At 69.5% G+C, this 21,890-nt stretch carries 24 protein-coding genes; 11 read left to right on the top strand and 13 right to left on the bottom strand.

The window, feature by feature from the left end; genetic code table 11:
- Positions 1-56: 56 nt before the first annotated feature.
- Entirely contained in the window at positions 57-728 is a 672-nt protein-coding gene (locus tag HHL11_RS32830; RefSeq protein ID WP_169422860.1) for a histidine phosphatase family protein, read from the top strand.
- On the opposite strand, the gene HHL11_RS32835 is transcribed toward HHL11_RS32830, so the two are convergent.
- Together HHL11_RS32835 and HHL11_RS32840 are read right to left on the bottom strand one after the other, a co-directional pair.
- Entirely contained in the window at positions 719-2,071 is a 1,353-nt protein-coding gene (locus HHL11_RS32835) for a histidine kinase dimerization/phospho-acceptor domain-containing protein (RefSeq protein ID WP_169422861.1), read from the bottom strand. The two genes, HHL11_RS32830 and HHL11_RS32835, sit on opposite strands and share 10 nt — an antisense overlap.
- The gene (locus HHL11_RS32840) at positions 2,068-2,754 is read right to left on the bottom strand and encodes a response regulator transcription factor (protein ID WP_169422862.1); all 687 of its coding nucleotides are present in this window, start codon (positions 2,752-2,754) and stop codon (positions 2,068-2,070) included. Before HHL11_RS32840 ends, HHL11_RS32835 begins: the two co-directional genes overlap by 4 nt.
- 124 nt (positions 2,755-2,878) lie before the next feature.
- On the opposite strand from HHL11_RS32840, the gene HHL11_RS32845 reads away from it, so the two are divergent.
- From HHL11_RS32845 to HHL11_RS32855, 3 genes are all read left to right on the top strand, one after another.
- Positions 2,879-4,516, top strand: coding sequence for a phosphoethanolamine transferase (locus tag HHL11_RS32845; protein WP_169422863.1), 1,638 nt, complete (start codon positions 2,879-2,881; stop codon positions 4,514-4,516).
- A 29-nt stretch (positions 4,517-4,545) separates the two neighbouring features.
- Positions 4,546-4,926 carry a thioredoxin family protein gene (locus HHL11_RS32850; protein WP_169422864.1) on the top strand — a complete coding sequence of 127 codons (381 nt, stop codon included), beginning with the start codon at positions 4,546-4,548 and terminating at the stop codon, positions 4,924-4,926.
- A 139-nt stretch (positions 4,927-5,065) separates the two neighbouring features.
- Positions 5,066-5,362 carry a KGG domain-containing protein gene (locus tag HHL11_RS32855; protein WP_240980536.1) on the top strand — a complete coding sequence of 99 codons (297 nt, stop codon included), beginning with the start codon at positions 5,066-5,068 and terminating at the stop codon, positions 5,360-5,362.
- A 46-nt stretch (positions 5,363-5,408) separates the two neighbouring features.
- On the opposite strand, the gene HHL11_RS32860 is transcribed toward HHL11_RS32855, so the two are convergent.
- The 10 genes from HHL11_RS32860 to mdeB form a co-directional block, all read right to left on the bottom strand.
- Positions 5,409-5,591: a hypothetical protein gene (locus tag HHL11_RS32860; RefSeq protein WP_169422865.1), complete on the bottom strand. Its 183-nt coding sequence runs from the start codon at positions 5,589-5,591 to the stop codon at positions 5,409-5,411.
- 181 nt (positions 5,592-5,772) lie between these two features.
- Entirely contained in the window at positions 5,773-6,723 is a 951-nt protein-coding gene (locus HHL11_RS32865; RefSeq protein WP_169422866.1) for an NAD(P)-dependent oxidoreductase, read from the bottom strand.
- Positions 6,720-7,670: a sugar kinase gene (locus HHL11_RS32870; protein WP_169422867.1), complete on the bottom strand. Its 951-nt coding sequence runs from the start codon at positions 7,668-7,670 to the stop codon at positions 6,720-6,722. The genes HHL11_RS32865 and HHL11_RS32870 overlap by 4 nt, the downstream gene beginning before the upstream one ends.
- Positions 7,667-8,446 carry an amino acid ABC transporter ATP-binding protein gene (locus HHL11_RS32875; protein ID WP_169422868.1) on the bottom strand — a complete coding sequence of 260 codons (780 nt, stop codon included), beginning with the start codon at positions 8,444-8,446 and terminating at the stop codon, positions 7,667-7,669. The genes HHL11_RS32870 and HHL11_RS32875 overlap by 4 nt, the downstream gene beginning before the upstream one ends.
- A gap of 19 nt (positions 8,447-8,465) precedes the next feature.
- Positions 8,466-9,254 carry a transporter substrate-binding domain-containing protein gene (locus tag HHL11_RS32880; RefSeq protein ID WP_169422869.1) on the bottom strand — a complete coding sequence of 263 codons (789 nt, stop codon included), beginning with the start codon at positions 9,252-9,254 and terminating at the stop codon, positions 8,466-8,468.
- A 38-nt stretch (positions 9,255-9,292) separates the two neighbouring features.
- Positions 9,293-9,946, bottom strand: coding sequence for an amino acid ABC transporter permease (locus HHL11_RS32885; RefSeq protein ID WP_169422870.1), 654 nt, complete (start codon positions 9,944-9,946; stop codon positions 9,293-9,295).
- On the bottom strand, positions 9,946-10,617 hold the full coding sequence (locus HHL11_RS32890; protein WP_169422871.1) for an ABC transporter permease subunit: 672 nt from the start codon (positions 10,615-10,617) through the stop codon (positions 9,946-9,948). The genes HHL11_RS32885 and HHL11_RS32890 overlap by 1 nt, the downstream gene beginning before the upstream one ends.
- 67 nt (positions 10,618-10,684) lie before the next feature.
- Positions 10,685-11,740, bottom strand: a complete 1,056-nt coding sequence (locus HHL11_RS32895) for a LacI family DNA-binding transcriptional regulator (RefSeq protein WP_169422872.1) — start codon at positions 11,738-11,740, stop codon at positions 10,685-10,687.
- Positions 11,741-11,801: 61 nt separating this feature from the next.
- The gene (locus HHL11_RS32900) at positions 11,802-12,617 is read right to left on the bottom strand and encodes a creatininase family protein (RefSeq protein ID WP_169422873.1); all 816 of its coding nucleotides are present in this window, start codon (positions 12,615-12,617) and stop codon (positions 11,802-11,804) included.
- Positions 12,618-12,626: 9 nt separating this feature from the next.
- Entirely contained in the window at positions 12,627-15,227 is a 2,601-nt protein-coding gene (gene mdeB, locus HHL11_RS32905; protein WP_169422874.1) for an alpha-ketoglutarate dehydrogenase, read from the bottom strand.
- 84 nt (positions 15,228-15,311) lie between these two features.
- Here mdeB and HHL11_RS32910 point away from each other — a divergent pair, with 84 nt between their 5' ends.
- Both HHL11_RS32910 and HHL11_RS32915 read left to right on the top strand, forming a co-directional pair.
- On the top strand, positions 15,312-15,785 hold the full coding sequence (locus HHL11_RS32910; RefSeq protein ID WP_169422875.1) for an Lrp/AsnC family transcriptional regulator: 474 nt from the start codon (positions 15,312-15,314) through the stop codon (positions 15,783-15,785).
- Between the two features lie 127 nt (positions 15,786-15,912).
- The gene (locus HHL11_RS32915) at positions 15,913-16,068 is read left to right on the top strand and encodes a hypothetical protein (protein ID WP_169422876.1); all 156 of its coding nucleotides are present in this window, start codon (positions 15,913-15,915) and stop codon (positions 16,066-16,068) included.
- Here the strand turns inward: HHL11_RS32915 and HHL11_RS32920 are convergent.
- Positions 16,034-16,738: a dienelactone hydrolase family protein gene (locus tag HHL11_RS32920; protein WP_169422877.1), complete on the bottom strand. Its 705-nt coding sequence runs from the start codon at positions 16,736-16,738 to the stop codon at positions 16,034-16,036. The genes HHL11_RS32915 and HHL11_RS32920 overlap by 35 nt on opposite strands.
- A 33-nt stretch (positions 16,739-16,771) precedes the next feature.
- Between HHL11_RS32920 and HHL11_RS32925 the strand changes: the two genes are divergently transcribed.
- The 5 genes from HHL11_RS32925 to HHL11_RS32945 all read left to right on the top strand — a co-directional run bounded on the left by HHL11_RS32925 (position 16,772) and on the right by HHL11_RS32945 (position 21,888).
- Complete coding sequence (locus tag HHL11_RS32925; RefSeq protein ID WP_169422878.1) at positions 16,772-17,506, top strand: alanyl-tRNA editing protein; 735 nt, start codon at positions 16,772-16,774, stop codon at positions 17,504-17,506.
- Between the two features lie 41 nt (positions 17,507-17,547).
- The gene (locus HHL11_RS32930) at positions 17,548-19,698 is read left to right on the top strand and encodes a protein-disulfide reductase DsbD family protein (RefSeq protein ID WP_169422879.1); all 2,151 of its coding nucleotides are present in this window, start codon (positions 17,548-17,550) and stop codon (positions 19,696-19,698) included.
- Between the two features lie 9 nt (positions 19,699-19,707).
- The gene (locus HHL11_RS32935; RefSeq protein WP_169422880.1) at positions 19,708-20,319 is read left to right on the top strand and encodes a redoxin domain-containing protein; all 612 of its coding nucleotides are present in this window, start codon (positions 19,708-19,710) and stop codon (positions 20,317-20,319) included.
- Between the two features lie 75 nt (positions 20,320-20,394).
- Positions 20,395-21,087 carry a GntR family transcriptional regulator gene (locus HHL11_RS32940; protein ID WP_169422881.1) on the top strand — a complete coding sequence of 231 codons (693 nt, stop codon included), beginning with the start codon at positions 20,395-20,397 and terminating at the stop codon, positions 21,085-21,087.
- Positions 21,088-21,099: 12 nt separating this feature from the next.
- Positions 21,100-21,888, top strand: a complete 789-nt coding sequence (locus HHL11_RS32945) for a transporter substrate-binding domain-containing protein (RefSeq protein ID WP_169422882.1) — start codon at positions 21,100-21,102, stop codon at positions 21,886-21,888.
- Positions 21,889-21,890: the final 2 nt, after the last annotated feature.

A 21,890-nucleotide genomic window follows, 5' to 3' on the forward strand; every position in this document is an offset into this window, starting at 1 on the left:
CGGCCCAGTCACGCAAGGGACGCCCGGCGCCAGCCCGCACTTGCGACAATTCCGGCATGGGCACGCTCTATCTCGTCCGCCACGGCCAGGCCTCCTTCGGCGCCGACGACTATGACCAGCTCAGCGAACTCGGCGAGCGGCAAAGCGTCCGCCTCGGCGAATACTTCGCCGAGCGCGGCATCCGTTTCGATGGCCTGATCGCCGGCACCTTGCGCCGCCACAAGCAGACGCTGGCCGGCATCCTGCGCGGCATGCAGCACGCCGGCGAGCACCTCGCCTGGGACGGCCTCAACGAATACGACGCCGATGCGGTCATCGCGGCCATCCACCCGGAGAAGCTGGAGAAACCCAGCTCGCCGGAGCTGGTGAAGCACCATTTCCGCCTGCTGCGCGACGGCCTCGCGCAATGGATGGCAGGCGCCACCTCACCCGCTGGCATGCCCTCCTGGGCCGAGTTCAGCGCCGGCGTGGCCGGCGCGCTGGACCACGTGCGCGCCAAACACTACGGCCAGAACGTGCTCGTGGTCACCAGCGGCGGCCCCATCGCCACCGCCGTCAGCCAGGTGCTCGGCGCCCCGGCGCAGGCCACCATCGACCTGAACCTGCGCATCCGCAACACCGGCGTCACCGAGTTCGCCTTCACGCCCAAGCGCCACATGCTGGTCGGCTTCAACGCCATCCCGCACCTCGACGCGCCGGCCTACAAGGACTGGGTCACCTACGCCTGATCCGGCGCCGGGAAGCTGATGCGCCAGCCGCGGCGGCCGCCCGGCAAGGCGATCTGCGGCTGGAAGGCGCCGCCATGCAGCGACGCCACTTTCTCCGCCACGCGATGGCCCAGCCCCAGCTTCAGCGGTTGCAGCGGGCCCGCCGGCGCCGCGGCTTGCGACGCGTGCGACTGGCCGTCGTCGCTCACCTGCAGCCAGCGCGCGGCGGGGTCGAGCTCCACCTCCACCTGCGTGCCGGGCGGCGTGTGCGCCAGTGCGTTCTCGACCAGGTTGCGCAGCGCCAGTTCCAGCAGCACTGCATGGCCCGCGAGCGGAAACGGGCCCGGGCTGGACAGGCCCAGGTCGCGCCCGCCGGCATGCGCGGCCGGCGCGTATTCGCCCACCAGGCGGCGCGCGATCGCGTCCAGGTCCAGCGGTTGCACCGCTTCGTCCAGTTCGGCGCGGCTGGCCCGCGCCAGCGCCAGCAGGTGCGACAGCACCTCGCCCGCGCGCAAGGCATCGGCGCGCAGCCGGCCCAGCGCGGCTTGGTGCGCCGGGCCCGGCGGCTGGTCCTGCGCATTGCGCGCCTGCAGCGACAGCGAGGCGAGCGGCGTGCGCAATTCATGCGCGAACTCGTTGGCCAGTTCGCGCTCGCGCGTGAGCGCCGCGTGGTAACGCTCCACCAGCCGGTTGATCGCGTCGCTGGTGGCGGCGAGTTCGTCGTAGTGCGCAGGAGCGCGCAGCCCCTGCGGCTGCTGCACGTCCAGCGCGTGCACTGCGTCCGCCAGCTGCCGCAGCGGCTTCAGGCCGCGGTGGATGGCCAGGCCCAGCAGCAACGCAACCACCGGCAGCAGCAGCAGCCCAGGAATCACCACTTGGTGCGCGATGTCCGCCGCGAGCGCGTCGCGTTCCTGCAGCGACGACAGCACCATGAGCCGGTGTGCGTGCGCCTCGTCCCAGCGCGCGAAAGCGCGCCAGGGCTGCTGCGGCTCGCCCAGTTCCAGCGTGGCATAGCCTTCGGGGCTGGCAAACGGTGGCACCGGCGCTTCGCCGCTGCGCGAGACCAGCTGGCCGTCGGCATTCCACCAGATCACCGACAGCGAGCTCTGCACGTCGTGGGCCTTCAGCGCCGCGCCGTCGCTGGGGTGGTAGTCCCGGTTGCGCGGCAGCCCGGTATCGGTCAGCGGCAGCAGCAGCGCGCTGACACTGGCCAGGTGGCCGTCGGTCAATTCGTCGGCCTCGCGCGCACCGGTGCGGTAGGCCATCGCCATGAAGGTCGCCCACACCAGCACCAGCGCGCCCAGCGCCCAGGCCAGCAGGTGGCGGGTCAGCGTGGGCAGCGGGCGCGCCGGCAGGCCGTTCATGCGCCGGGCTCCGCCGGCACGTAATAGCCCACGCCGCGCACGGTTCGGACCACCTGCTCGCCCAGCTTGCGGCGCAGGCGATGCACGTGGACTTCGATGGCGTTGCTTTCCAGCGCCGCATCGAAGTTGTAAAGCTTCGCTTCGATCTGTGCGCGCGTCAGCACGTGCGGCCGCGCCTCCACCAGCGTCAGCAGCACCGAGAACTCGCGCCCGGACAGCTCCACCGGCTGGCCCGCGCGCAGCACCGTGCGCGCCGCCGGGTCGATCTCCAGTTCGCCGCAAAGCAGCTTGGGCTGGGCCCGGCCGGCGGCGCGTCGGCGCAGCGCCCGCATGCGGGCGGCAAGTTCGTCGGGGTCGAAGGGCTTGGCCAGGTAATCGTCCGCGCCCAGATCCAGGCCGGCAATGCGCGCGGCGACTTCGTCGCGGGCGGTCATGATCAGGACCGGCGTGTCCGGGTCGGGTTGCCGTCCCGGCGGCGACTGGCGCAGGCGCTCCAGCAGGGTCATGCCGTCGCCATCGGCGAGGCCCAGGTCCAGCAGCACGATGTCAAAAGCCTCCGCGCCCAGCGCGGCCCAGCCCCCGGCCACGCTGTCCGTGGTGTCCACGGCATAGCCCAGCCCCGCCAGGTGGGCTGCCAGCCCCTGGGCGATGCCCGCATCGTCTTCGACCACCAGCACGCGCATGCCCGGATTGTGCGGGAGGCCGCGGCAGGCGATTGACCCCATGCATGCCACGCCCGGACGGCCCTGCCACAATCAGGCTCCGGTCAGGCCCGCCCTGGGTGCCTGCCGCGCTCCCCACCCAAAGATGTCCGAACCCTCCCACGATACGCGCCGGCCCCGCAGTCCGGCCTGGCCCGTGCTTGCCGCCAGCCTGTGGATGGCGGTCCTGGGCAATGCGCCGCTATGGCGCGAACTCGGACGGCAAGGCCTGCTGGCCGCGCACGGCGGCTGGCTGCTGGCCCTGTGCCTGGGCGGCGCGCTGGCCGCGGTGCTGTTCTCGCTCCTGAGCCTGCTGGCCTGGCCGCGGCTGTTGAAGCCCGCCATCGCCTTGCTGCTGGTGGCCACCGCGGTCGGCGGCTATTACATGTGGACGTTCCACGTGGTGATCGACCCCGGCATGGCGGTCAACACCTTGCAGACCGACTGGGGTGAGACGCGCGACCTGCTCACGCCGCAGCTGGCGCTGGTGGTCGCGCTGGGCGCAGTCCTGCCCGCATGGCTGCTCTGGCGCCAGCCGCTCGCTTATGGCGGCTGGAAAGGCCGCAGCCTGCGCAACCTGGGTGGCGTCATCGCCGGCCTGGTGGTGGCCGCCGCCCTGGTGCTTGCGAGCTTCCAGCCGCTGGCCTCGGCGATGCGCAACTACAAGCACCTGCGCTACCTGATGAACCCGCTGACCTCGCTGTGGTCCTTCGGCTATGCCGCGGTCGGCGAGAAGCAACGGCCCAAGGGCATCGTGCCCCTGGGGCAGGACGCGCAGCTGGCGGCCAAGGGCCAGCGGCCCCCGCTAGTCCTGCTGGTGCTGGGCGAGACCGGGCGCTCCGGCAATTTCGGCCTGAACGGCTACCCGCGCGACACCACGCCTGAACTCGCCAAGGAAGGCGTCGTGAGCTTCCGCAACGCCTGGTCCTGCGGCACCAGCACCGCGGCCTCGGTGCCCTGCATGTTCTCGCACCTGGGGCGCGACGGCTTCCTGGCGCGGGAGCGCGATTCGGAAAACCTGGTCGACGTGCTGCAGCACGCGGGCCTCGCCGTGCTGTGGCTGGACAACCAGCCGGGCGGCTGCAAGGGCGTGTGCGAGCGCGTGCCCACCGTCAACACGTCCGACACCAAGGATCCGGCCCTGTGCAAGGACGGCGAATGCCTGGATGGCGTGCTGCTGCAAGGCCTGGACGCCCGCCTGGCGGCGCTGCCGGCAGACAAGCGCGCGCGCGGCGTCGTGCTCGTGATGCACCAGATGGGCAGCCACGGGCCGGCCTATTCGCTGCGTTCGCCGCCCGAATTCAAGCGCTTCCAGCCGGAGTGCACCAGCGCGCACCTGCCCGATTGCAGCGTGGAGCAGGTCCGCAACGCCTACGACAACAGCATCGCCTACACCGACCACATCCTGGCCTCCGCCATCGACTGGCTGAAGACGCAGAACGGCTACGACACCGCCTTCCTGTACGTGGCCGACCACGGCGAGTCGCTGGGCGAGAACAACCTTTACCTACACGGCCTGCCCTATGCCATCGCGCCCGACGTGCAAAAGCACGTGCCCTGGGTGCAGTGGCTGTCGCCCGGCTTCGAGCAGCGCACAGGGCTCACCGCGGGCTGCCTGAAAGGGCGGGTCGACACCCGCATCTCGCACGACAACCTGTTCCACACCGTGCTGGGCCTGCTGCAGGTGAGCACCCAGGCTTACCAGCGCGACCTGGACGCCTACGCAGGCTGCGGGGCGCACTGAGCGCAGGGGCCCGCTACACTCGGCCCACGATGTCCCACACCGACGACCACGGCGACGCGACCTGGTGGGTCGCCTGCCTCTGCGCCGAGTGGTGCGGGGTCTGCCGCGAGTTCCGCCCCGCCTTCGAGGCGCAGGCGCGCGCGCACCCGGGCCTGCGCTTCGCCTGGGTGGACGTGGAAGACGAGGCGGACGCCATGGGCGACGTCGACATCGAAACCTTCCCCACCCTGCTGGTCGGCCGCGGCGACCAGCCCCTGTTCCTGGGTCCCATCCCGCCGTCCGCCCCCGGACTGGCGCGCCTCCTGGCCACGCTGCGGGCTCATCCGAAGCCTGCGGCCGGCCTGTCTCCCGCCGCCGGCGCCCTGCTCCAGCGCCTGGCTGCCGACGTCCTGCCGAACGCCCTCGTCTGACGAGGTAGGGCCGCTCCTACATCCGGCCGCTTCCGTGCCTGACGAGCGGAGTGCGCGCTTGCAAGCTCAATCGCACCATGGACGGCGCAGACCGGACATGCAGTTCCAACACATTTCTGTTTTGCAAGGAGATCCAAAGATGGCTTCCAACAGTCAGGGCAACATGGGCGGCAAATCCAACCGGGGTTTCGCCTCCATGGATCCGCAGCGCCAGCGTGAAATCGCCAGCGAGGGTGGCCGCGCCGCACACGAGAAGGGCACCGCCCACGAGTTCACTTCGGAAGAAGCCCGCGAAGCCGGCCGCAAGGGCGGCCAGGCGCGCAGCGCCAACCGGCGCAACGCCGTGATGAACCAGAACAGCAGTTCGCACGCCTCGGGCAGCAACAGCAACCCGGGTTCGCACGGCGGCAGCAGCGGCAGCAGCAACAACGAGTGAAGAACCCGCGCGCACGAATAAGCCGCCCCCGGGCGGCTTTTTCCTTTCAGGCTTCGCCGAGTTGCCACTCCCCGACCAGGCGCACGCGCTGGTCGAGGTCTTCTGGCAGCTCCGGTATCAGCACCGGCGGCACCGGGGTTTCGTCGGCGCGCACGGGCGCCGGCGCTTCCGCAGCCAGGCGCTGCGGCAGGGGTAACTGGAAGACGGAGGAGAAGCGCATGATGACCACCTGCTCAAAGTTTAGGCAGGCTCTGTGGCACTCGTGTGAACGTCGGTAAGCAGCCGCGGAATATTCACGCACGCGTGGCCGCACGCCAACTCGGCCATGTGGAGGATGGCGTCAGCGACCAGGGATCGCCGCCCGCGCCATCGTCAACTCGCGCGCAAGCTCGCGTAGGACCCGGCGAGGCTCAGCCGGCGTAGACGGCCGATGGACGCTCGCCCGCCAGGGCCTGCAGCAGGTTGGTGGTGGCCAGTTCCGCCATCGCCTGCCGCGTCTCATACGTGGCCGAGCCGATGTGCGGCAGGGCCGTGACGCGCGGATGCTGGCGCAGCGGTGAATCGAGCGGCAGCGGTTCGGTGGCGAACACGTCCAGCGCCGCGGCGCGCAGGTGGCCACTGTCCAGGGCCGCCAGCAGCGCCGGCTCCTGCACGGTGGCGCCACGGCCGCCGTTGACGAAGATGGCGCCTTGCTTCATCAGCTCGAACTCGCGCACGCCCATCAGGCCGCGCGTCTTGTCGTTCAGCGGCAAAGTGGCGGCGACGATGTCGGACTCCGCCAGCACGGCATCGAGCGGGCGGTGCACCGCGTAGGGCAGGTCCACCGGTCGCGGGTTGTGATAGATCACGCGCATGCCAAAGCCCAGCGCCGCGCGCCGCGCCACGGCCTGGCCGATGCGGCCGAAGCCCAGGATGCCCAGGGTCTTGCCGTGCACGTCCCAGCCGAACAGGTCTTCACCGATGTTGCGGTCCCAGCGGCCTTCGCGCACGTGGTTGGCCAGTTCGACGATGCGGCGGCTGGCCGCCATGATCAGAGCGAACACCGTGTCGGCGGTCGTCTCGGTCAGCACGCCGGGCGTGTGGCACAGCGTGATGCCCCGCTGGCGCAGTTCAGCGATGGGGTAGTTGTCGACGCCCACGGAGATCGTCGAGATCACCTTCAGCCGGGGCGCCTGGTCCAGCAGCGCCGGCGTGATGGCGTAGCTGGAACCGATGAGGCCTTCAGCCGCCGGCAGCGCCGCGTCGAAAGCGGCCTTCTGCCCGGGGCCTTTGCGCGGGTTGGCGATGAGGACGTCGTGCTGCGCCTGGATCCGCGCCAGTTGGTCGCGCGGCAGTTCGCGGAAGACCAGCACCTTGCTCACAGTCCGCTCTCCTGCAATTGGGCCCGCGTCGGCAGGCCTTCGGTGTCGCCCAGCACCTGCACGGCGCGGGCGCCGATCCAGGCGCCGCGGCGCACCGCGTCGACCACGCTGCGGCCTTCCAGCAGCGCGCTGACCACGCCGACGGCAAAGCCATCCCCGGCGCCGACGGTGTCGACCACCTCGCGCACCGGGAAGCCTTCGATGAGGCCGCGGCCCTCCTCGCTGTCGTAGTAAGCGCCGGCCGGACCGAGCTTCACGGTCACCAGCTTGGCGCCGCGCTCGCGGTACCAGTGGGCGATGCCTTCCGGCGTGTCTTCCCCGGTGAGGAAGCGGCCCTCCTCGATGCCGGGCAGCACCCAGTCGGCCTGCACCGCCAGCGCGTTGATCTCGTGCCGCATTTCCTCGGGCGAGGCCCAAAGCGTGGGACGCAGGTTCGGGTCGAAGGAGATGCTGCGGCCGGCGGCACGCATCACTTCCAGGGTCTGGTGAGCCGCCGCGCGCGCGGTCGGCGAAATTGCGGCAAACACGCCGGTCGCGTGCAGGTGGCGCGCGCCGCGCAGCCAGTGCGCGTCGACATCTGCCGGCGACATCTGGCTGGCCGCCGAACCCTTGCGGTGGTACTCGATGGGCGGGTCGCTGCCGTCGGTGACGCGGCCCTTGAACTGGAAGCCGGTGCGCTGCGCCGGGTCGCTGACGACCCTTGAGCAATCCACGCCTTCGCGCTGCATCTCGGCCAGCAGGTAGCGGCCCAGCGAATCCGCGCCCAGGCGGCTGCACCAGGCCACGCGCAGGCCGAGGCGCGCCATGCCGATGGCGAAGTTGGTCTCGGCGCCGGCGGTGCGCTTGAGGAAGGACGTCGCCTGTTCCAGCGGGCCGGGACGGTCCGCGACGAACAGGGTCATCATCTCGCCGAAGGTGGCGACGTCGTACGTGAACTCCGCGCTCATACGGCGGCGGGCTGCTGATGCGATGACAGGATCTGGCCCAGGAAGGTCTTCGTGCGCGGGTCCTGCGGCGCGGTGAAGAACTGCTGCGGCGGCGCCTGTTCGACGATGCGGCCGTCGGCCATGAAGATCACGCGGTCGGCCACGCTGCGGGCAAACCCCATCTCGTGCGTCACGCACAGCATGGTCATGCCTTCTTCGGCCAGGCCAATCATCGTGTCCAGCACTTCCTTGACCATCTCGGGGTCGAGCGCGGACGTGGGCTCGTCGAACAGCATGATGCGCGGCGTCATGCACAGCGCGCGGGCGATCGCCACGCGCTGCTGCTGGCCGCCCGAGAGCTGGCTCGGGTACTTGTGGGCCTGGTCGGGGATGCGCACGCGCGTGAGGTACTTCATCGCCGTGGCTTCCGCCTCTTCCTTGCTGATGCCACGCGTGCGCATCGGCGCCAGCGTGCAGTTCTGCAGGATGGTGAGGTGGGGGAACAGGTTGAACTGCTGGAACACCATGCCGACCTCGGCGCGCACCTTGTCGATGTTGCGCTTGTGGCCGGTCAGGTCGATCCCGTCGACGACGATGCGCCCCTTCTGCACCGTTTCCAGTCCGTTGAGGCAGCGGATCAGCGTGGACTTGCCGGAGCCCGAAGGCCCGCAGACCACGATGCGCTCACCGGGCGCAACCGTGAGGTCGATGTCGGTGAGCACCTGGAACTTGCCGAACCACTTCTCCACGCCTTCCAGGCGGATGATGGGCTCGCTGTCTTGGGCGCGATCGTTCATGCTGTTCCCCGGGGGACGCTTACTGCATCTTCGGCAGGTCGGTGTCCAGCCACTTGCGGTACAGCTTGTTCAGCTCGCCGTTGGCCGTGTTCTTCGCGACGAAGTCGTTCACCGCCTTCAGCAGGTCTTCCTGGCCGGGACGCAGGGCGACCGCCATTTCCTGTTGCTTCAGCGTGAACTTGGGCTCGTACACGCCGGGCTGGCGCTTGTTGATCTGGGCGGCGACGGTGGTGGAGCAGCCGATGGCGTCGACCTGGCCGGAGATCAGGGCCTGCATGGCGGAGGCGTCGTCGTCGAAGCGGCGGATCTCGGTGCCTTGCGGGGCGATCTGCGTCAGCGCCACGTCCTGCGTGCTGGCGCGCGCGACGCCGATCTTCAGCGACTTGATGTCGGCCGGGCCCTTGATGTTGTCCTTCTTCGGGCCGTACAGGACGATGGTGGCGGCGGAGTAAGGCTTGGAGAACTGCACCTGCTTGGCGCGCTCGGGCGTGATGGCCAGCGAGGCGATCAGCACGTCGACCTTGTTGGTCAGCAGGAAGGGAATGCGGTTCGGGCCGGTCACCGGAACGATGTTGACCTTCACGCCCCAGTCCTTGCCCAGCAGCTTGGCAACGTCGGCGTCGTAGCCATCGGGCTGGTTCTGCGCGTTGGTCGTGCCGTAGGGCGGGAAGTCGACCAGCATGCCGACGTTGATTTCGCCCTTCTTCTTCAGCGCGTCGACGGTCTGCGCCAGCACGGGGGTGGCGGCAAAAGCCACGGTGGCGGCGAGGCCGAGGGCGGCAAAGGCACGGCGGGAGAGGGAATGCATTGTGGTTGTCTCCGGGTGGATGGAAAAGGAAAGGGGGTTCAGCGCGCCAGGGCGCGGGCCTGGCGCCGCTCCATGCGGGCAGCCAGCAGCGACAGCGGCCAGCACAGCACGAAGTAGATGGCCGCCACCAGGCTGAACACGATCAGCGGCTGGAAGGTGGCGTTGTTGACGATCTGGCCGGCGCGCGTGACTTCGGTGAAGCCGATGATGGCGGCCAGCGAGGTGCCCTTGATCACCTGCACCATGTAGCCCACGGTGGGCGCCAGCGCGATCTTGGAGGCCTGGGGCAGCACCACGTCGCGCATCTTGGCCACGTAGTGCAGGCCCAGCGCCTCGGCGGCCTCCCACTGGCCGCGCGGGATGGCCTGGATGCAGCCGCGCCAGATCTCGCCCAGGAAGGCGCTGGTGTTGAGGATCAGCGCGACGCCGGCGGCGACCCAGGGATTGACGTCGATGCCCAGCACCGGGAAGCCGAAGAAGATCAGGAACAGCTGCAGCAGCAGCGGCGTGCCCTGGAACACCTGCACGAACACGGTGGCCGCGCCACGGGCCAGGCGGCTTTCCGCGATGCGCCCGAGCGCCACCAGCAGGCCGCCGATGGTGCCGCCGATGAAGGCGATCAGCGACAGCCCGATGGTCCAGCGCGCCGCTTCGATGATGAACAGCAGGTCGGGATAACCGAAGGTGCGCATCAGCGGCGGTCCGGGTAGTTGAGGGCGAGCTGGTAGACCAGCCGGAACAGGCCGGAGAAGGCCAACGCGAGCAGGAAGTAGATGCCCGCCACCACGATGTAGATCTCGAAGCTGCGGAAGGTCTGCGACTGCAGGTTGGCGGCGACCGAGGTCAGGTCGTCCGCCGAGATGGCCGAGACCACCGCGGACGACAGCATCAGCAGGATGAACTGGCTGGTGAGCGCGGGATAGATCGCCTTCAGTGCGGGCTTCAGGATGATGAAGCGGAACACCTGGTGCCGCTTCATGTTCAACGCCAGTCCGGCCTCGATCTGCCCACGCGGGATCGACTCGATGCCGGCGCGGATGATCTCGGTGGCGTAGGCGCCCAGGTTCACCACCATCGCCACCAGCGCCGCGGCGTGGGCCGACCAGCGCAGGCCCAGCGCCGGCAGCGCGAAAAAGAAGAAAAACAGCTGGACCAGGAACGGCGTGTTCCGGATCAACTCGATATAGGCATTGACCACCCAGCGCAGCGGCTGCGGGCCCGAGGTCTTGGCCCAGGCGCCAACGATGGCGACGGCGAGGCCGAGGACCGTGGCGGTCAAGGACAGCTGGATGGTCATCCACGTCCCCTGGAGCAGCAGCGGCCAGGCGGCGAAGACGTCCTGGAACTGGAATTGGTAGTTCACGGCGGGATCGACTGAAACCGGTTTCTGCAACGGATTATAGAAACCGGTTTCAGGGAATCATTCGTAATTACCCTAATGTCCTTGCGGCCACCGAGGAAGGGCGCACGACCAGCGTGCCGGGCAAGAGGATCTGGCGCGGCGGCAGGTCCCGCCCCTGCAGGCGCTCCAGCAGGCAGGCCGTTGCGAGCCGCCCGAGGGCGTCGGTGGGTTGGGCGATGGTGCTGAGGCCGGGACCCACCAGCGGCGCCCACTCGGTCTCGTCGATGCCGACGAAACCCAGGTCCGTGCCGAAGCGCCAGCCCAGGCGCGCCACGGCGTCGGCGACGCGCAGCGTGATGACCGCATTGCTCGCCAGCAGCGCCGGCCGGCGCCCGCGGGCACGCAGCTGCAGCAGCTGCGTCTCGAGGCCGCCCAGGTCCTCCGCCGCCGATTCGAAGCTGGCGCCATGCACCTCGGGCTGGTCGGCCAGGAAGGCACGGAAGGCCGCCGCGCGCTCCTGGCGCGAGCTGACACCGGCGATCGGCTCGGACACGAACAGCAGCTCGTCCCAGCCCGATTGAAGCAGGTGCTCACCAGCCAGGCGCACCGCGCCGGCGTTGTCGAGGGACACGAAGTCCGCCTGCATGTTGGCGTGCCGGCGGTCCACCAGCACCACCGGCCGGCCCTGGCGGGCCACCGCGGCGGCCGCGCCCTCGTCGTGCCCCAGCGTGTTGAGGATCAGGCCTTCGACCTGGTAGGACGCCAGGGCCTCGATGGCGTCGCGCTCGCGCTGGCCGTCGTCGCCCAGGTTGAAAAGCATCAGCAGGTAGCCGGCTTCCTGGCAAGCCTTTTCCGCCCCGCGCAGCACGGCCACCGAGAAAGGATTGGTGACGTCGGCCACCACGAGCCCGATCAGGCGCGAGCGGCCGCGCTTGAGCGCCTGCGCCATGGGGCTGGGCGAGTAGCCCAGCGCGGCGATGGCCGTCTCGACGCGCTGCGCGATCTCGGGCGTCAGCAGTTCGTCGCGGCGGTTCAGGAAGCGCGAGACCGTGGCCTTGGAGACGCCGGCCTTGTCCGCCACGTCCGCGATGGTGACGCGGGAAGCGGCTGGAACGGCAAGGGGCGGCAGGGGCTTGGAAGGCATGTTCGGCTGAAACCAGTTTCAGCCGAAATCTTAGCGCCTGCCGGGCGCCGCGCGAAGGGGGTCAGGTGGCCGGTCGCGAAACAAGGGTGTCCAGCGGCAGCGCCGAGATCTCCTGCAACAGCAGCGCCAGCTCGCGCCCCGTGGCCTGCAGCACTGCGCGTCCTTTCTCCGCCGTCGCACCCGCCGCATTGCCTGCCGCGCCTTCGGCGTTGTAGTCCTGCATGGCCCAGCCCAGCTTGGCGCTGCGGCCGTTGCCGAGGATGGGGTAGCTGGCGGCACGTTGCTGCGAAGTCGATGGGAAATGCTTGGCCTGCTCCATGCGCACCGTGTCGGGACGCAGCGCCAGCATCAACGAGGTTTCGATCTCGCCGGCATGCACGCCGAAGCGGTGTTCCTCGGGCGTGAACAGGCCGTTGACGGCGTCGCCCAGCGGCAGGTTCCACCAGCTGCAGCCGTAGACGATCAGGTTGCTGCGCGTGCGCAGCTCGCGTGCCGCGATGTCCAGCAGGCTGACCTGGCCGCCATGGCTGTTGAAGACCAGCAGCTTCTTCACGCCGGCGCGGGCGACGCATTCGCCGATCTCCACCCAGTTCGCGATGACCGTATTCACCGACAAGGTCAGCGTGCCCGGGAACTGCTGGTGTTCGGGGCTGTAGCCCACTTGCTGCGTGGGCAGCACCAGCACGGGCAGTTCGGCCGGCAACTGCGGCAGCGCCTCGGCCACCATGCCGTCGACCAGGCACTGGTCCACCCGCAGCGGCAGGTGCGGACCATGCTGCTCGGTGGCGCCGACGGGAAGGACGGCGACCGTGCGCGCCGCGTCGAGGGTCGCGAAGTCGTTGGTAGTGAGGTCGGCCCAGTAGCGGGGAAGCGGCATGCGCCGATATTACGCGCCGAGGGCGTGCTTCGCCGCCCGCACGATGCTCGCCGAATCGACGCCGAAGTACGAGCGCAAGGCCGCCCGCGTATCGCTGCGCCCGAAGCCGTCGGTGCCCAGGGTCACGTACTTGCGGCCTGCGGGCACGAAGGCGCGGATGCTCTCCGGCACCGCGCGCACGTAGTCGCTGGCCGCGATCACCGGTCCGCGCCCCTTCAGCTGCTGCGTGACGAAAGGCAGGCCCGGCTCGGCCTCGCCGGCCAGCGCACGCTGCTCGCAGGCCTGGCCGTCGCGCGCCAGCTCGCTCCAGCTGGTGACGCTGAACACCTCGGTGGCGACGCCTTCTTCGGCCAGCTGCCGGGCCGCCTGCACCACCTCGTTGAGGATGGCGCCGGAGCCGAGCAGCGTGAGCGGCTTGCGCGCCGTCGGGTCGCCGAAACGGGCGAAGCGCCAGCAGCCGCGGATCACGTCTTCGTGCGCTTCCGGCGGCAGGTCCGGCTGCGCGTAGTTCTCGTTCATCAAGGTGACGTAGTAGAAGACGTCGCGCTGCTCCACCAGCATCTCGCGCATGCCGCGGTCCACGATCACCGCCATCTCGCCGGCGAAAGCCGGGTCGTAAGCCTTGCAGTTCGGGATGGTCGCCGCCACCAGGTGGCTGCTGCCGTCCTGGTGCTGCAGGCCTTCGCCGCCCAGGGTCGTGCGCCCCGAGGTTGCGCCCAGCAGGAAGCCGCGGGCACGCTGGTCGGCCGCTGCCCAGATCGCGTCACCCACGCGCTGGAAGCCGAACATCGAGTAGTAGATGTAGAAGGGCAGCATGGCCACGCCATGCACGCTGTAGCTCGTGGCCGCGGCCGTCCAGCTGGCAATGGCGCCCGCCTCGCTGATGCCTTCCTCCAGGATCTGGCCGTCCAGCGCCTCGCGGTAGGACAGCACGGAGCCGATGTCCTCCGGCTCGTAGCTCTGGCCGGCGCTGGAATAGATGCCCACCTGCTTGAACAGGTTGGCCATGCCGAAGGTGCGTGCTTCGTCGGCCACGATGGGCACGATGCGCGGGCCGAGCACCGGGTCCTTCAGCAGCCCGCCCAGCATGCGCACGAAGGCCATGGTGGTCGACATCTCCTTGCCGCTGGCGGCCAGCGCGAACTGCGCGTAGCTGTCGGCCGCTGGCACCGGCACCGGCTCGCATTGCGTGCGCCGCTGCGGCAGGTAGCCGCCCAGGGCCTCGCGCTTCGCGTGCAGGTACTGCAGTTCCGCGCTGTCCTCCGCCGGCTTGAAGAAGTCCAGGTTCTTCGCCTGTTCGTCGGAGATCGGCAGGTTGAAGCGGTTGCGGAACTCCAGCAGCGCCGCCTCGTCCAGCTTCTTCTGGCTGTGCGTGGTCATGCGGCCCTGGCCGGCCGCGCCCATGCCGTAGCCCTTCTTGGTGTGGGCCAGGATCACCGTGGGCTGGCCTCTATGCCTGGACGCGGCCTCGTAGGCGGCGTGGATCTTCACCAGGTCGTGGCCGCCGCGCTTGAGGCGATCGATCTGTTCGTCGGTCATGCCTTGCGCCAGGCGCGCCAGTTCCTCGTTCTGGCCGAAGAAGTTGTCGCGGTTGAAGCGGCCGTCCTTGGCGGCGAAGGTCTGCATCTGGCCGTCCACCGTCGTCGCGAAAGCCCGCACCAGCGCGTTGCCGGCGTCGCGCGCGAACAGGCCGTCCCAGTCGCTGCCCCACAGCAGCTTGACGACGTTCCAGCCGGCGCCGCGGAACAGCTTCTCCAGTTCGTCGACGATCTTGCCGTTGCCGCGCACCGGGCCGTCCAGGCGCTGCAGGTTGCAGTTGACGACCCACACCAGGTTGTCCAGCTTCTCGCGCGAAGCCAAGGTCAGCGCGCTCATGCTCTCCGGCTCGTCCATCTCGCCGTCGCCGAACACGCCCCACACTTTCCGGCCTTCGCAATCGAGCAACTGGCGGTGCGTGAGGTAGCGCATGAAGCGCGCGTGATAGATCGAGCTGATGGGGCCGATGCCCATGGAGCCGGTCGGGAACTGCCAGAAGTCCGGCATCAGCCAGGGATGCGGATAGCTCGAAAGGCCGCGGGCTCCATTGCCCGGCCCGGCGATCTCCTGCCGGTAATGCGCGAGGTCGTTCTCGCTCAAGCGGCCTTCGAGGAAGGCGCGCGCATAGACGCCCGGCGCGCTGTGCGGCTGGAAGAACACCAGGTCGCGCATTCGGAAGAAATGGTTGAAGCCCACTTCGAACAGGTCGGCCGCGCTGGCGTAACTGGCGATGTGCCCGCCCAGGTCGCCATAGGCGCTGTTGGCGCGCACCACCATCGCCAGTGCGTTCCAGCGCATCAGCGAGGCCAGCTTCTCCTCGAGGGCGAGGTCGCCGGGGAAGACCGGCTGCTTCTCCACCGGCACCGTGTTGACGTAAGGCGTGACCAGCTCCGGCGACCAGCCCACATGCGGGTCGCGACCCAACACGGCCAGCTGGTCGAGGATGAAGCGGGCGCGCGCCGGGCCTTCGGTGGCGACCAGCGCCAGGAAGGCATCGCGCCACTCCGCGGTTTCGGCAGGGTCGGCGTCGCCGCCCGGGTCGGCAAGGTAGCGGGTGAGGGAGTGGTCGGCCATGCCTCCACTCTAGGCCGGCTGGCGCAGCAGAGGCTGTCGAAACGCGGCAAAAGCGGTGGCTCGGCAGCATAAAATGCCGCGAACATGGAATTGGACGCCATCGACCTGCGAATCCTGGCCGAGCTGCAGCAGGACGGCGCGCTGACCAACGTGGAATTGGCGCGCCGCGTCCACCTGTCGCCCTCGCCTTGCCTGGCGCGGGTGAAGGCCCTCGAAGCGGCCGGCGTCATCGAGCGCTATGTGGCGCTGGCCAATGCCAAGCTGCTGGGGCTGGGCCTCAATGTCTTCATCAACATCAGCCTGAAGGCGCAGAACAAGGAAGCGCTGGCGGAATTCGAGCGCCGCATCGGCGAGCACGACGAGGTGATGGAGTGCTACCTGATGACGGGCGACAGCGACTACCTGATCCGGGTGGCGGTGGCCGACATCGCGGCGCTGGAGCGCTTCATCCTGGAGCAGCTCACGCCGATTCCGGGCATCGAGAAGATCCGGTCCAGCTTCGCGCTGAAACAGGTGAGGTCCAAGACGGCCTTGCCTCTGCCAAGGATGCGCTCCTGACCGACACGCCTGCCCGACGCCCCACGCGCGTGTCGGACTCGGACTGACTGCCGGGCAGCCGCCATGGCCGCGCACGATGCGGCGTTGGCCGAATGACCGCGCCCCGCCCGCCGGCGACCATGTCTCCATGGAAACGCTTCACACCTATGCAGTCAACACAGCCTCGGCGGCCTGGACGCGCGCCTTCTGGCCGTCGGTGGTGCTGGCCGTCGCCATTGCCCTCGACCAGTTCACGCGCGGCCCGTCGATCACCGGGATGATCCTGGCGAACCTGCTGGGTTGAACGCCGCCTCCAGCACCTGCCACAAACGCGCATAAGCCTGTTCTCGCGCCACCGGATTGCGGCCCGCGTGCACGCCCTGCCCCGGATGCACGCCATTGGGGACCTCGCGGCGCAGCCGCACCTCGCCCACCGGGTTGTCGAAGTCGTGGTAACTGTCCGGGTACACATTCACCTCGATCCCGCTGCGCTGCCCCAGCGCGATGCAGGGATCGGCCGGGGTCCAGTCGTCCTTCTCGCCGATCATCACCACCACCCGCGTAGTGGGCTTCCAGCCTGACTGCAGCGCAGCGGTGCAGCCGGGATAGAAAGCCACCGCCGCCGCGGGCGGCGCCACGCCGCGCACATCCGCCCGGGTGGCATCCGTGCTGGCCAGCACCGCGCTGCCGCCGTGGGACCAACCCAGCAGGACGGACTTGCGCCCAGCGGCCCAGGGCTGGCGCGCCACCCACTCCAGTGCGGCCAGCGTATCGGCGCGGCGCTGCGTCTGCGTGACGGTGCGGCTGCCGATCTTCTGCGTGCAGATCTCGGCCAGGCCGCGCGGCGTCAGGCTGTCCGGGAACAGCACGGCATAGCCGCGGTCCACCAGCAGGTCCGCCATCGCCTGGTGCCGCGCATTGAGCTGGCCGCCTGGGCGGCCAGCAGGAGCAGGAGGGTTCTCATGGTCGGCCAAGATTGTCGGCCACAAAACCGGGACAATCCGGCCATGACCCAAGAGCTGTTCCGCCAGGACGCGTATCTGCGGGAGACCCCCGCCACGGTCGTCGCCGTCGACGCGCAAGGCATCGTGCTGGATCGCACCGTGTTCTACCCCCTGGGCGGCGGCCAGGCCGGCGACAGCGGCGTGCTGCAGCTGGCCGACGGCCGCCTGTTGCAGGTGGCCGACACCCGCAAGGCCAAGGACGCCGAAGGCAAGCCGACGGCCGCCATCGCCCACGTGCCGCAGGCCGGGCAGGACGAACTGCTGGCACAGCTGAAGCCGGGCGACGCGCTCGTCGCCAGGATTGACTGGGACCGCCGCCACAAGCTGATGCGCTTCCACACCACGACGCACCTGCTTTGCCACCTGGTGCCGCAACTGGTGAACGGCTGCTCCATCACGCCGGAATACGCGCGGCTGGACTTCAACATGACGGATCCGCTGGAGAAGGAAGTTCTCAGCGAAGGCATCGCCCGCCTCGTCGCGGCGGCGCATGCGGTGCAGATCGGCTCGATCACCGACGAGGAACTGGACGCCAACCCGGCGCTGGTCAAGAGCATGTCGGTGCAGCCCCCGCGCGGTACCGGCCGCATCCGCACCGTCCGCATCGGCGACGCCGTCGACTTCCAGCCCTGCGGCGGCACGCACGTGGCCAACACGTCCGAGATCGGCCCCGTGGTCGTGACCAAGATCGAGAAGAAGAGCGCGGCCACCCGGCGGGTGGTGCTGGGCTTCGCCTGAAAGGGCGGAACTTGTCACGCTGCACACGCTCCACCCTTGCGATGAAACTGCCCCGCCTGCTCGCCACCGCCTTCGGCCTGCTGGTCGCCGCCCTGCCGCTGGCCGGGCAGGCCCAGGACCGGACGGTCGTCACCAGCGAGCGCGTACGGGCCGAACTGGTGGCGCACGCGCCCGACGGCGTGGAGCCGGGCAAGCCCGTGTGGGTGGGCCTGCAGCTGACGCACCAGCCCGGTTGGCACACCTACTGGATGAATTCGGGCGACTCCGGCCTGCCGACGCAGCTGACGTGGTCGCTGCCCACCGGCGTCCTGGCCGGCGACATCGCCTGGCCGGTGCCCAGGAAGATCCCGATCGGCGGCCTGGCCAACTACGGCTATGAAGGCACGGTGCTGCTGCCGGTGCCGCTGACGGTCACTCCCGACTTCAAGCCTTCGCTGCTTTCCAGTGCGCTGGAGGTGAAGCTCAAGGCCAACTGGCTGGTCTGCAAGAAGGAATGCATCCCGGAGGAAGGCGAGTTCACGCTCAAGCTGCCCGTTCGCAGCACCACCGCCGCCAACGGGCAGGCCTTCGAGGCCGCCTTCGCCGCGCAGCCGCGGCCGGTGCCCCAGCTCAAGGGAACAGTCATCCCGGAAAGCACGGCGCGCATCGACGGCAACGCGCTTGACGTCACGGTGCAGGGCCTGCCGGTGGACGTGCGCGGCAAGCGGCTGGAGTTCTTCCCCGAGACGGCCGAAGTGATCGAGACCGCCGGCGCCTGGGTCCAATCCTGGAACGGCGCCACCTGGACGGCGCGGGTGCCGCTGTCGGCCCAGCGCAGCGCCAGCCCGGGCGTGATGCCCGTGGTGCTGGCCACGCCCGAGGGCCAGGGTTACCGCTCCGAATTGAAAGTGGTGGGAGCCTGGCCGCAGGTGGCCGCCGCGCCGACCGTGTCTCCGGCCCTCGAGGCCGCGCTGCGCAGCAACGCCGCCGCCAGCCAGACGCCATCGACCACCTTCGCCGCGGCGCTGTTCGGCGCCTTGCTTGGTGGCTTGATCCTGAACCTGATGCCCTGCGTGTTCCCGGTGCTGGCGATCAAGGTGGTGGGCTTCACGCGCCACGCCGACGACCGCCGCGGCACCCGCATCGCGGGCCTGGCTTACGCGGTGGGCGTGATGCTCTCGTTCGTCGCGTTGGGCGGAGCGATGCTTGCCCTGCGCGCGGCCGGCGAACAACTGGGCTGGGGCTTCCAGCTGCAGTCGCCCGCGGTCGTGGCGGCGCTGGCGGCGCTGTTCACCGTGCTGGGCCTCAACCTCGCGGGCGTGTTCGAGTTCGGCGCTTTCCTGCCAAGCAGCGTGGCGACGCTGGAGTCCAGGCATCCGGTCGTCAACTCCTTCCTCTCCGGCGTGCTGGCGGTGGCCATCGCCTCGCCCTGCACGGCGCCTTTCATGGGCGCTTCGCTCGGCTTCGCGGTGGGCCTGCCGGCGGTGGAAGCGCTGGCCATCTTCGGGGTGCTGGGCATAGGCATGGCGCTGCCCTACCTGGCGGCGAGCTTCGTGCCCGCCATCGCGCGCTGGATGCCGCGGCCCGGGCCCTGGATGGACACCTTCCGCCGGCTGATGGCTTTCCCGCTGTTCGCCACTGTCGCCTGGCTGGTGTGGGTGCTCGGGCAGCAAAGCGGCATCGACGGCGCGGGCGCGCTGCTGGTGCTGCTGGTCACCTTGAGCATGGTCGTGTGGGCACTGACCTTGCGCGGCCGCGCCCGCGTCGCGCTGGGCGCGCTGGCCTTTGCCAGCCTGGCCTTCGTGGCCTGGTGGCTGGGTGGCGCGATCACGCGCGAAGCGCCACCCGCGGGTGCCGTGGCCCAGGCCGGCGAGCGCTGGCAAGCCTGGGAACCGGGCCGCGTGGACCAGCTCGTGGCCAACGGCCAGCCGGTGTTCGTGGACTTCACCGCGGCCTGGTGCGTGACCTGCCAGGTGAACAAGAAGGCCACGCTGTCGAACCGGGACGTGCTGGCGGACTTCGACGCCGGCAAGTTCACGCTGCTGCGCGCGGACTGGACCCGCCGCGACCCCGCCATCACCGCTGCCCTGGCCCAGCTGGGGCGCAGCGGCGTGCCGGTCTACGTGGTCTATCGCCCGGGCCGGGCGCCCCAAGTGTTGTCCGAGTTGCTGAGCGTGCAGGAGGTGCGCGCCGCGCTCGGTTCTTCCCTGTAAGGAGTAGCCATGCTGCGTCGTACCCTGCTTGCGTGTTCCGCGCTGTTCGCGCTGGCCGCCCATGCGGCTCCCTCGGTGGGCCAGGCCGCGCCCGACTTCACCTTGCAGGACGCGAGCGGCAAGCCCGTGCGCCTGAGCGATTTCCGCGGCAAGTACGTGGTGCTGGAGTGGACCAACCCCGGCTGCCCCTACGTGCGCAAGCACTACAACAGCGGCAACATGGCGGCCACGCAGCAGGATGCGATCGCGCGCGGCGCGGTGTGGCTGTCCATCGATTCGACCGAGAAGGCCAGCTTCGACTACATGGAGCCGGCCAAGCTGGTCGCCTGGCAGCAGCAGCGCAAGGCGCACCCCACGGCGCTGTTGATGGACGAAGAAGGCAGCGCCGGCAAGGCCTACGGCGCGCGCACCACGCCGCACATGTACATCGTCGACCCGCAAGGCCGGCTGGTCTATGCGGGCGGCATCGACAGCATTGCGTCCAGCGATCCGGGGGACATCGCCAAGGCGACCAACTACGTGAAGCAGGGGCTGGCCGAAGCCACGGCCGGCAAGGCCATCAGCGCGCCGGTGACACGGCCCTACGGCTGCTCCATCAAGTACAAGGACGGCGCCGCCTGAGTTCCGTCACTTGTGCGCCAGCGTGGTGCACAAGCCTTGTCGACAAGCTGGCATGGAAGCTGCTGATCCGGTGGCATGCCCACCTCCGCGGACATCTGCGACCGCATCATCGAAGCCACCCTGGCGCGCAAGCTCGCGCCGGGCGCCCACCTGGGCGAGGTCCAGCTCGCCACCCTGTTTGCGTGCAGCCGCACGGTCGTCCGTGAAGCGCTGACCGCGCTGGCGGCGCGGCGCATCGTCGAAGTCACGGCCCGCCGCGGCTGGTTCCTGGTGCAGCCCGATGCCGAAGATGCACAGGCCACCTTCGAGGCGCGCCGCGCCATCGAAACAGGCGTGCTGCGCTGCGCGCGCGCCGTGTCGCCCGGCGCGGTGGAAGAACTGCGGGCCCATGTGCAGCGCCAGCGCGACGCACTCGCGAACGACGACGCAGGACTCCGCAGCACCTTGCTGGGCGACTTCCACGTCTGCCTGGCGCGCGCCCTCGGCGGCCCGCTGCTCGCAGCCATCCTGCGCGACCTGACAGTGCGCACCACGCTGGTCGCCATGCACCACCAAAGCCCGCAGGAGGCCGAGGCGTCCTGCGCCGAACACGCCGCCATCGTCGATGCGCTCGCAGCAGGCGACCTCGCCGCGGCCGAAAGCGCGATGGCGGCGCACCTCGGCACCTGGGACCGGAAATTGCACGTCCCGCCCCGAGCCCATGGCCTCGCCGCGCTGCGCCACGCGCTGCAGCCAGCCGCGCCCCAAGCCATCGTCCCCATTTCATAAGGAGCTGTTCCCATGCGCAAACGCCACTTCTCCCTGGCCCTGCTCGCCACCGCCGTCCTGGCCGCCACCGGCGCCGCCCATGCGCAGAGCGCGCTGGACGACGTGCTGAAGGCCAAGGAAATCAAGATCGCCATCCCCACCGACTTCCCGCCCTACGGCTTCGTCGGCACCGACCTCAAGCCGCAAGGCCTGGACATCGACACGGCGAACTACATCGCCGCCAAACTGGGCGTGAAGGTGGAACTGCTGCCGGTGACCACCGCCAACCGCATCGCCTACCTGCAGACGAAGAAGGCCGACCTGGTGATCTCCACCCTGGGCAAGAACCCGGAACGCGAGAAAGTCATCGACTTCACCGTCGCCTACTCGCCCTTCTTCATCGCCGTGTTCGCGCCCAAGTCCGTCGCCGTCAAGTCGCCGGGGGACCTGGCCGGCAAGTCGATCTCGGTCACGCGCGGCTCGGTCGACGACATGGAGCTCACCAAGGTGGCGCCCGCGGGCACGGAGCTGCGCCGCTTCGAGGACAACAACGCCACCGTGTCGGCCTATGTCGCCGGCCAGGTGCAGACGCTCGCCACCAGCGCGCAGGTGGCCGGCGCCATGATGGCCAAGAACCCGCAGCTGGGCACCGAGTTCAAGTTCGTGCTGAAGGATTCGCCCAACTACATCGGCGTGGGCAAGGGCGAAGACAAGCTGCGCGAGAAGGTCAACGAGATCCTGCTGGAAGGCCGCAGGAACGGCGACATCGACAAGATGGCGCTCAAGTGGCTGGGCCGCCCGGCCGGCGAACTGCCCAACTGAAG

It is taken from the genome of Ramlibacter agri, from assembly GCF_012927085.1.
GTDB classification, from domain to species: Bacteria; Pseudomonadota; Gammaproteobacteria; order Burkholderiales; family Burkholderiaceae_C; genus Ramlibacter; species Ramlibacter agri.

Bases quoted from the DNA above. Each gene is read 5' to 3' on its own strand.
- HHL11_RS32870 (WP_169422867.1), bottom strand. From the start codon at position 7,670: ATGAGCGCGGAGTTCACGTACGACGTCGCCACCTTCGGCGAGATGATG.
- HHL11_RS32940 (WP_169422881.1), top strand. From the start codon at position 20,395: ATGCCCACCTCCGCGGACATCTGCGACCGCATCATCGAAGCCACCCTG.
- mdeB (WP_169422874.1), bottom strand. From the start codon at position 15,227: ATGGCCGACCACTCCCTCACCCGCTACCTTGCCGACCCGGGCGGCGAC.
- HHL11_RS32835 (WP_169422861.1), bottom strand. From the start codon at position 2,071: ATGAACGGCCTGCCGGCGCGCCCGCTGCCCACGCTGACCCGCCACCTG.
- HHL11_RS32945 (WP_169422882.1), top strand. From the start codon at position 21,100: ATGCGCAAACGCCACTTCTCCCTGGCCCTGCTCGCCACCGCCGTCCTG.
- HHL11_RS32910 (WP_169422875.1), top strand. From the start codon at position 15,312: ATGGAATTGGACGCCATCGACCTGCGAATCCTGGCCGAGCTGCAGCAG.
- HHL11_RS32900 (WP_169422873.1), bottom strand. From the start codon at position 12,617: ATGCCGCTTCCCCGCTACTGGGCCGACCTCACTACCAACGACTTCGCG.
- HHL11_RS32850 (WP_169422864.1), top strand. From the start codon at position 4,546: ATGTCCCACACCGACGACCACGGCGACGCGACCTGGTGGGTCGCCTGC.
- HHL11_RS32935 (WP_169422880.1), top strand. From the start codon at position 19,708: ATGCTGCGTCGTACCCTGCTTGCGTGTTCCGCGCTGTTCGCGCTGGCC.
- HHL11_RS32915 (WP_169422876.1), top strand. From the start codon at position 15,913: ATGGAAACGCTTCACACCTATGCAGTCAACACAGCCTCGGCGGCCTGG.
- HHL11_RS32895 (WP_169422872.1), bottom strand. From the start codon at position 11,740: ATGCCTTCCAAGCCCCTGCCGCCCCTTGCCGTTCCAGCCGCTTCCCGC.
- HHL11_RS32880 (WP_169422869.1), bottom strand. From the start codon at position 9,254: ATGCATTCCCTCTCCCGCCGTGCCTTTGCCGCCCTCGGCCTCGCCGCC.
- HHL11_RS32930 (WP_169422879.1), top strand. From the start codon at position 17,548: ATGAAACTGCCCCGCCTGCTCGCCACCGCCTTCGGCCTGCTGGTCGCC.
- HHL11_RS32875 (WP_169422868.1), bottom strand. From the start codon at position 8,446: ATGAACGATCGCGCCCAAGACAGCGAGCCCATCATCCGCCTGGAAGGC.
- HHL11_RS32840 (WP_169422862.1), bottom strand. From the start codon at position 2,754: ATGCGCGTGCTGGTGGTCGAAGACGATGCGGGCATCGCCCAGGGGCTG.
- HHL11_RS32925 (WP_169422878.1), top strand. From the start codon at position 16,772: ATGACCCAAGAGCTGTTCCGCCAGGACGCGTATCTGCGGGAGACCCCC.
- HHL11_RS32855 (WP_240980536.1), top strand. From the start codon at position 5,066: ATGGCTTCCAACAGTCAGGGCAACATGGGCGGCAAATCCAACCGGGGT.
- HHL11_RS32845 (WP_169422863.1), top strand. From the start codon at position 2,879: ATGTCCGAACCCTCCCACGATACGCGCCGGCCCCGCAGTCCGGCCTGG.
- HHL11_RS32885 (WP_169422870.1), bottom strand. From the start codon at position 9,946: ATGCGCACCTTCGGTTATCCCGACCTGCTGTTCATCATCGAAGCGGCG.
- HHL11_RS32830 (WP_169422860.1), top strand. From the start codon at position 57: ATGGGCACGCTCTATCTCGTCCGCCACGGCCAGGCCTCCTTCGGCGCC.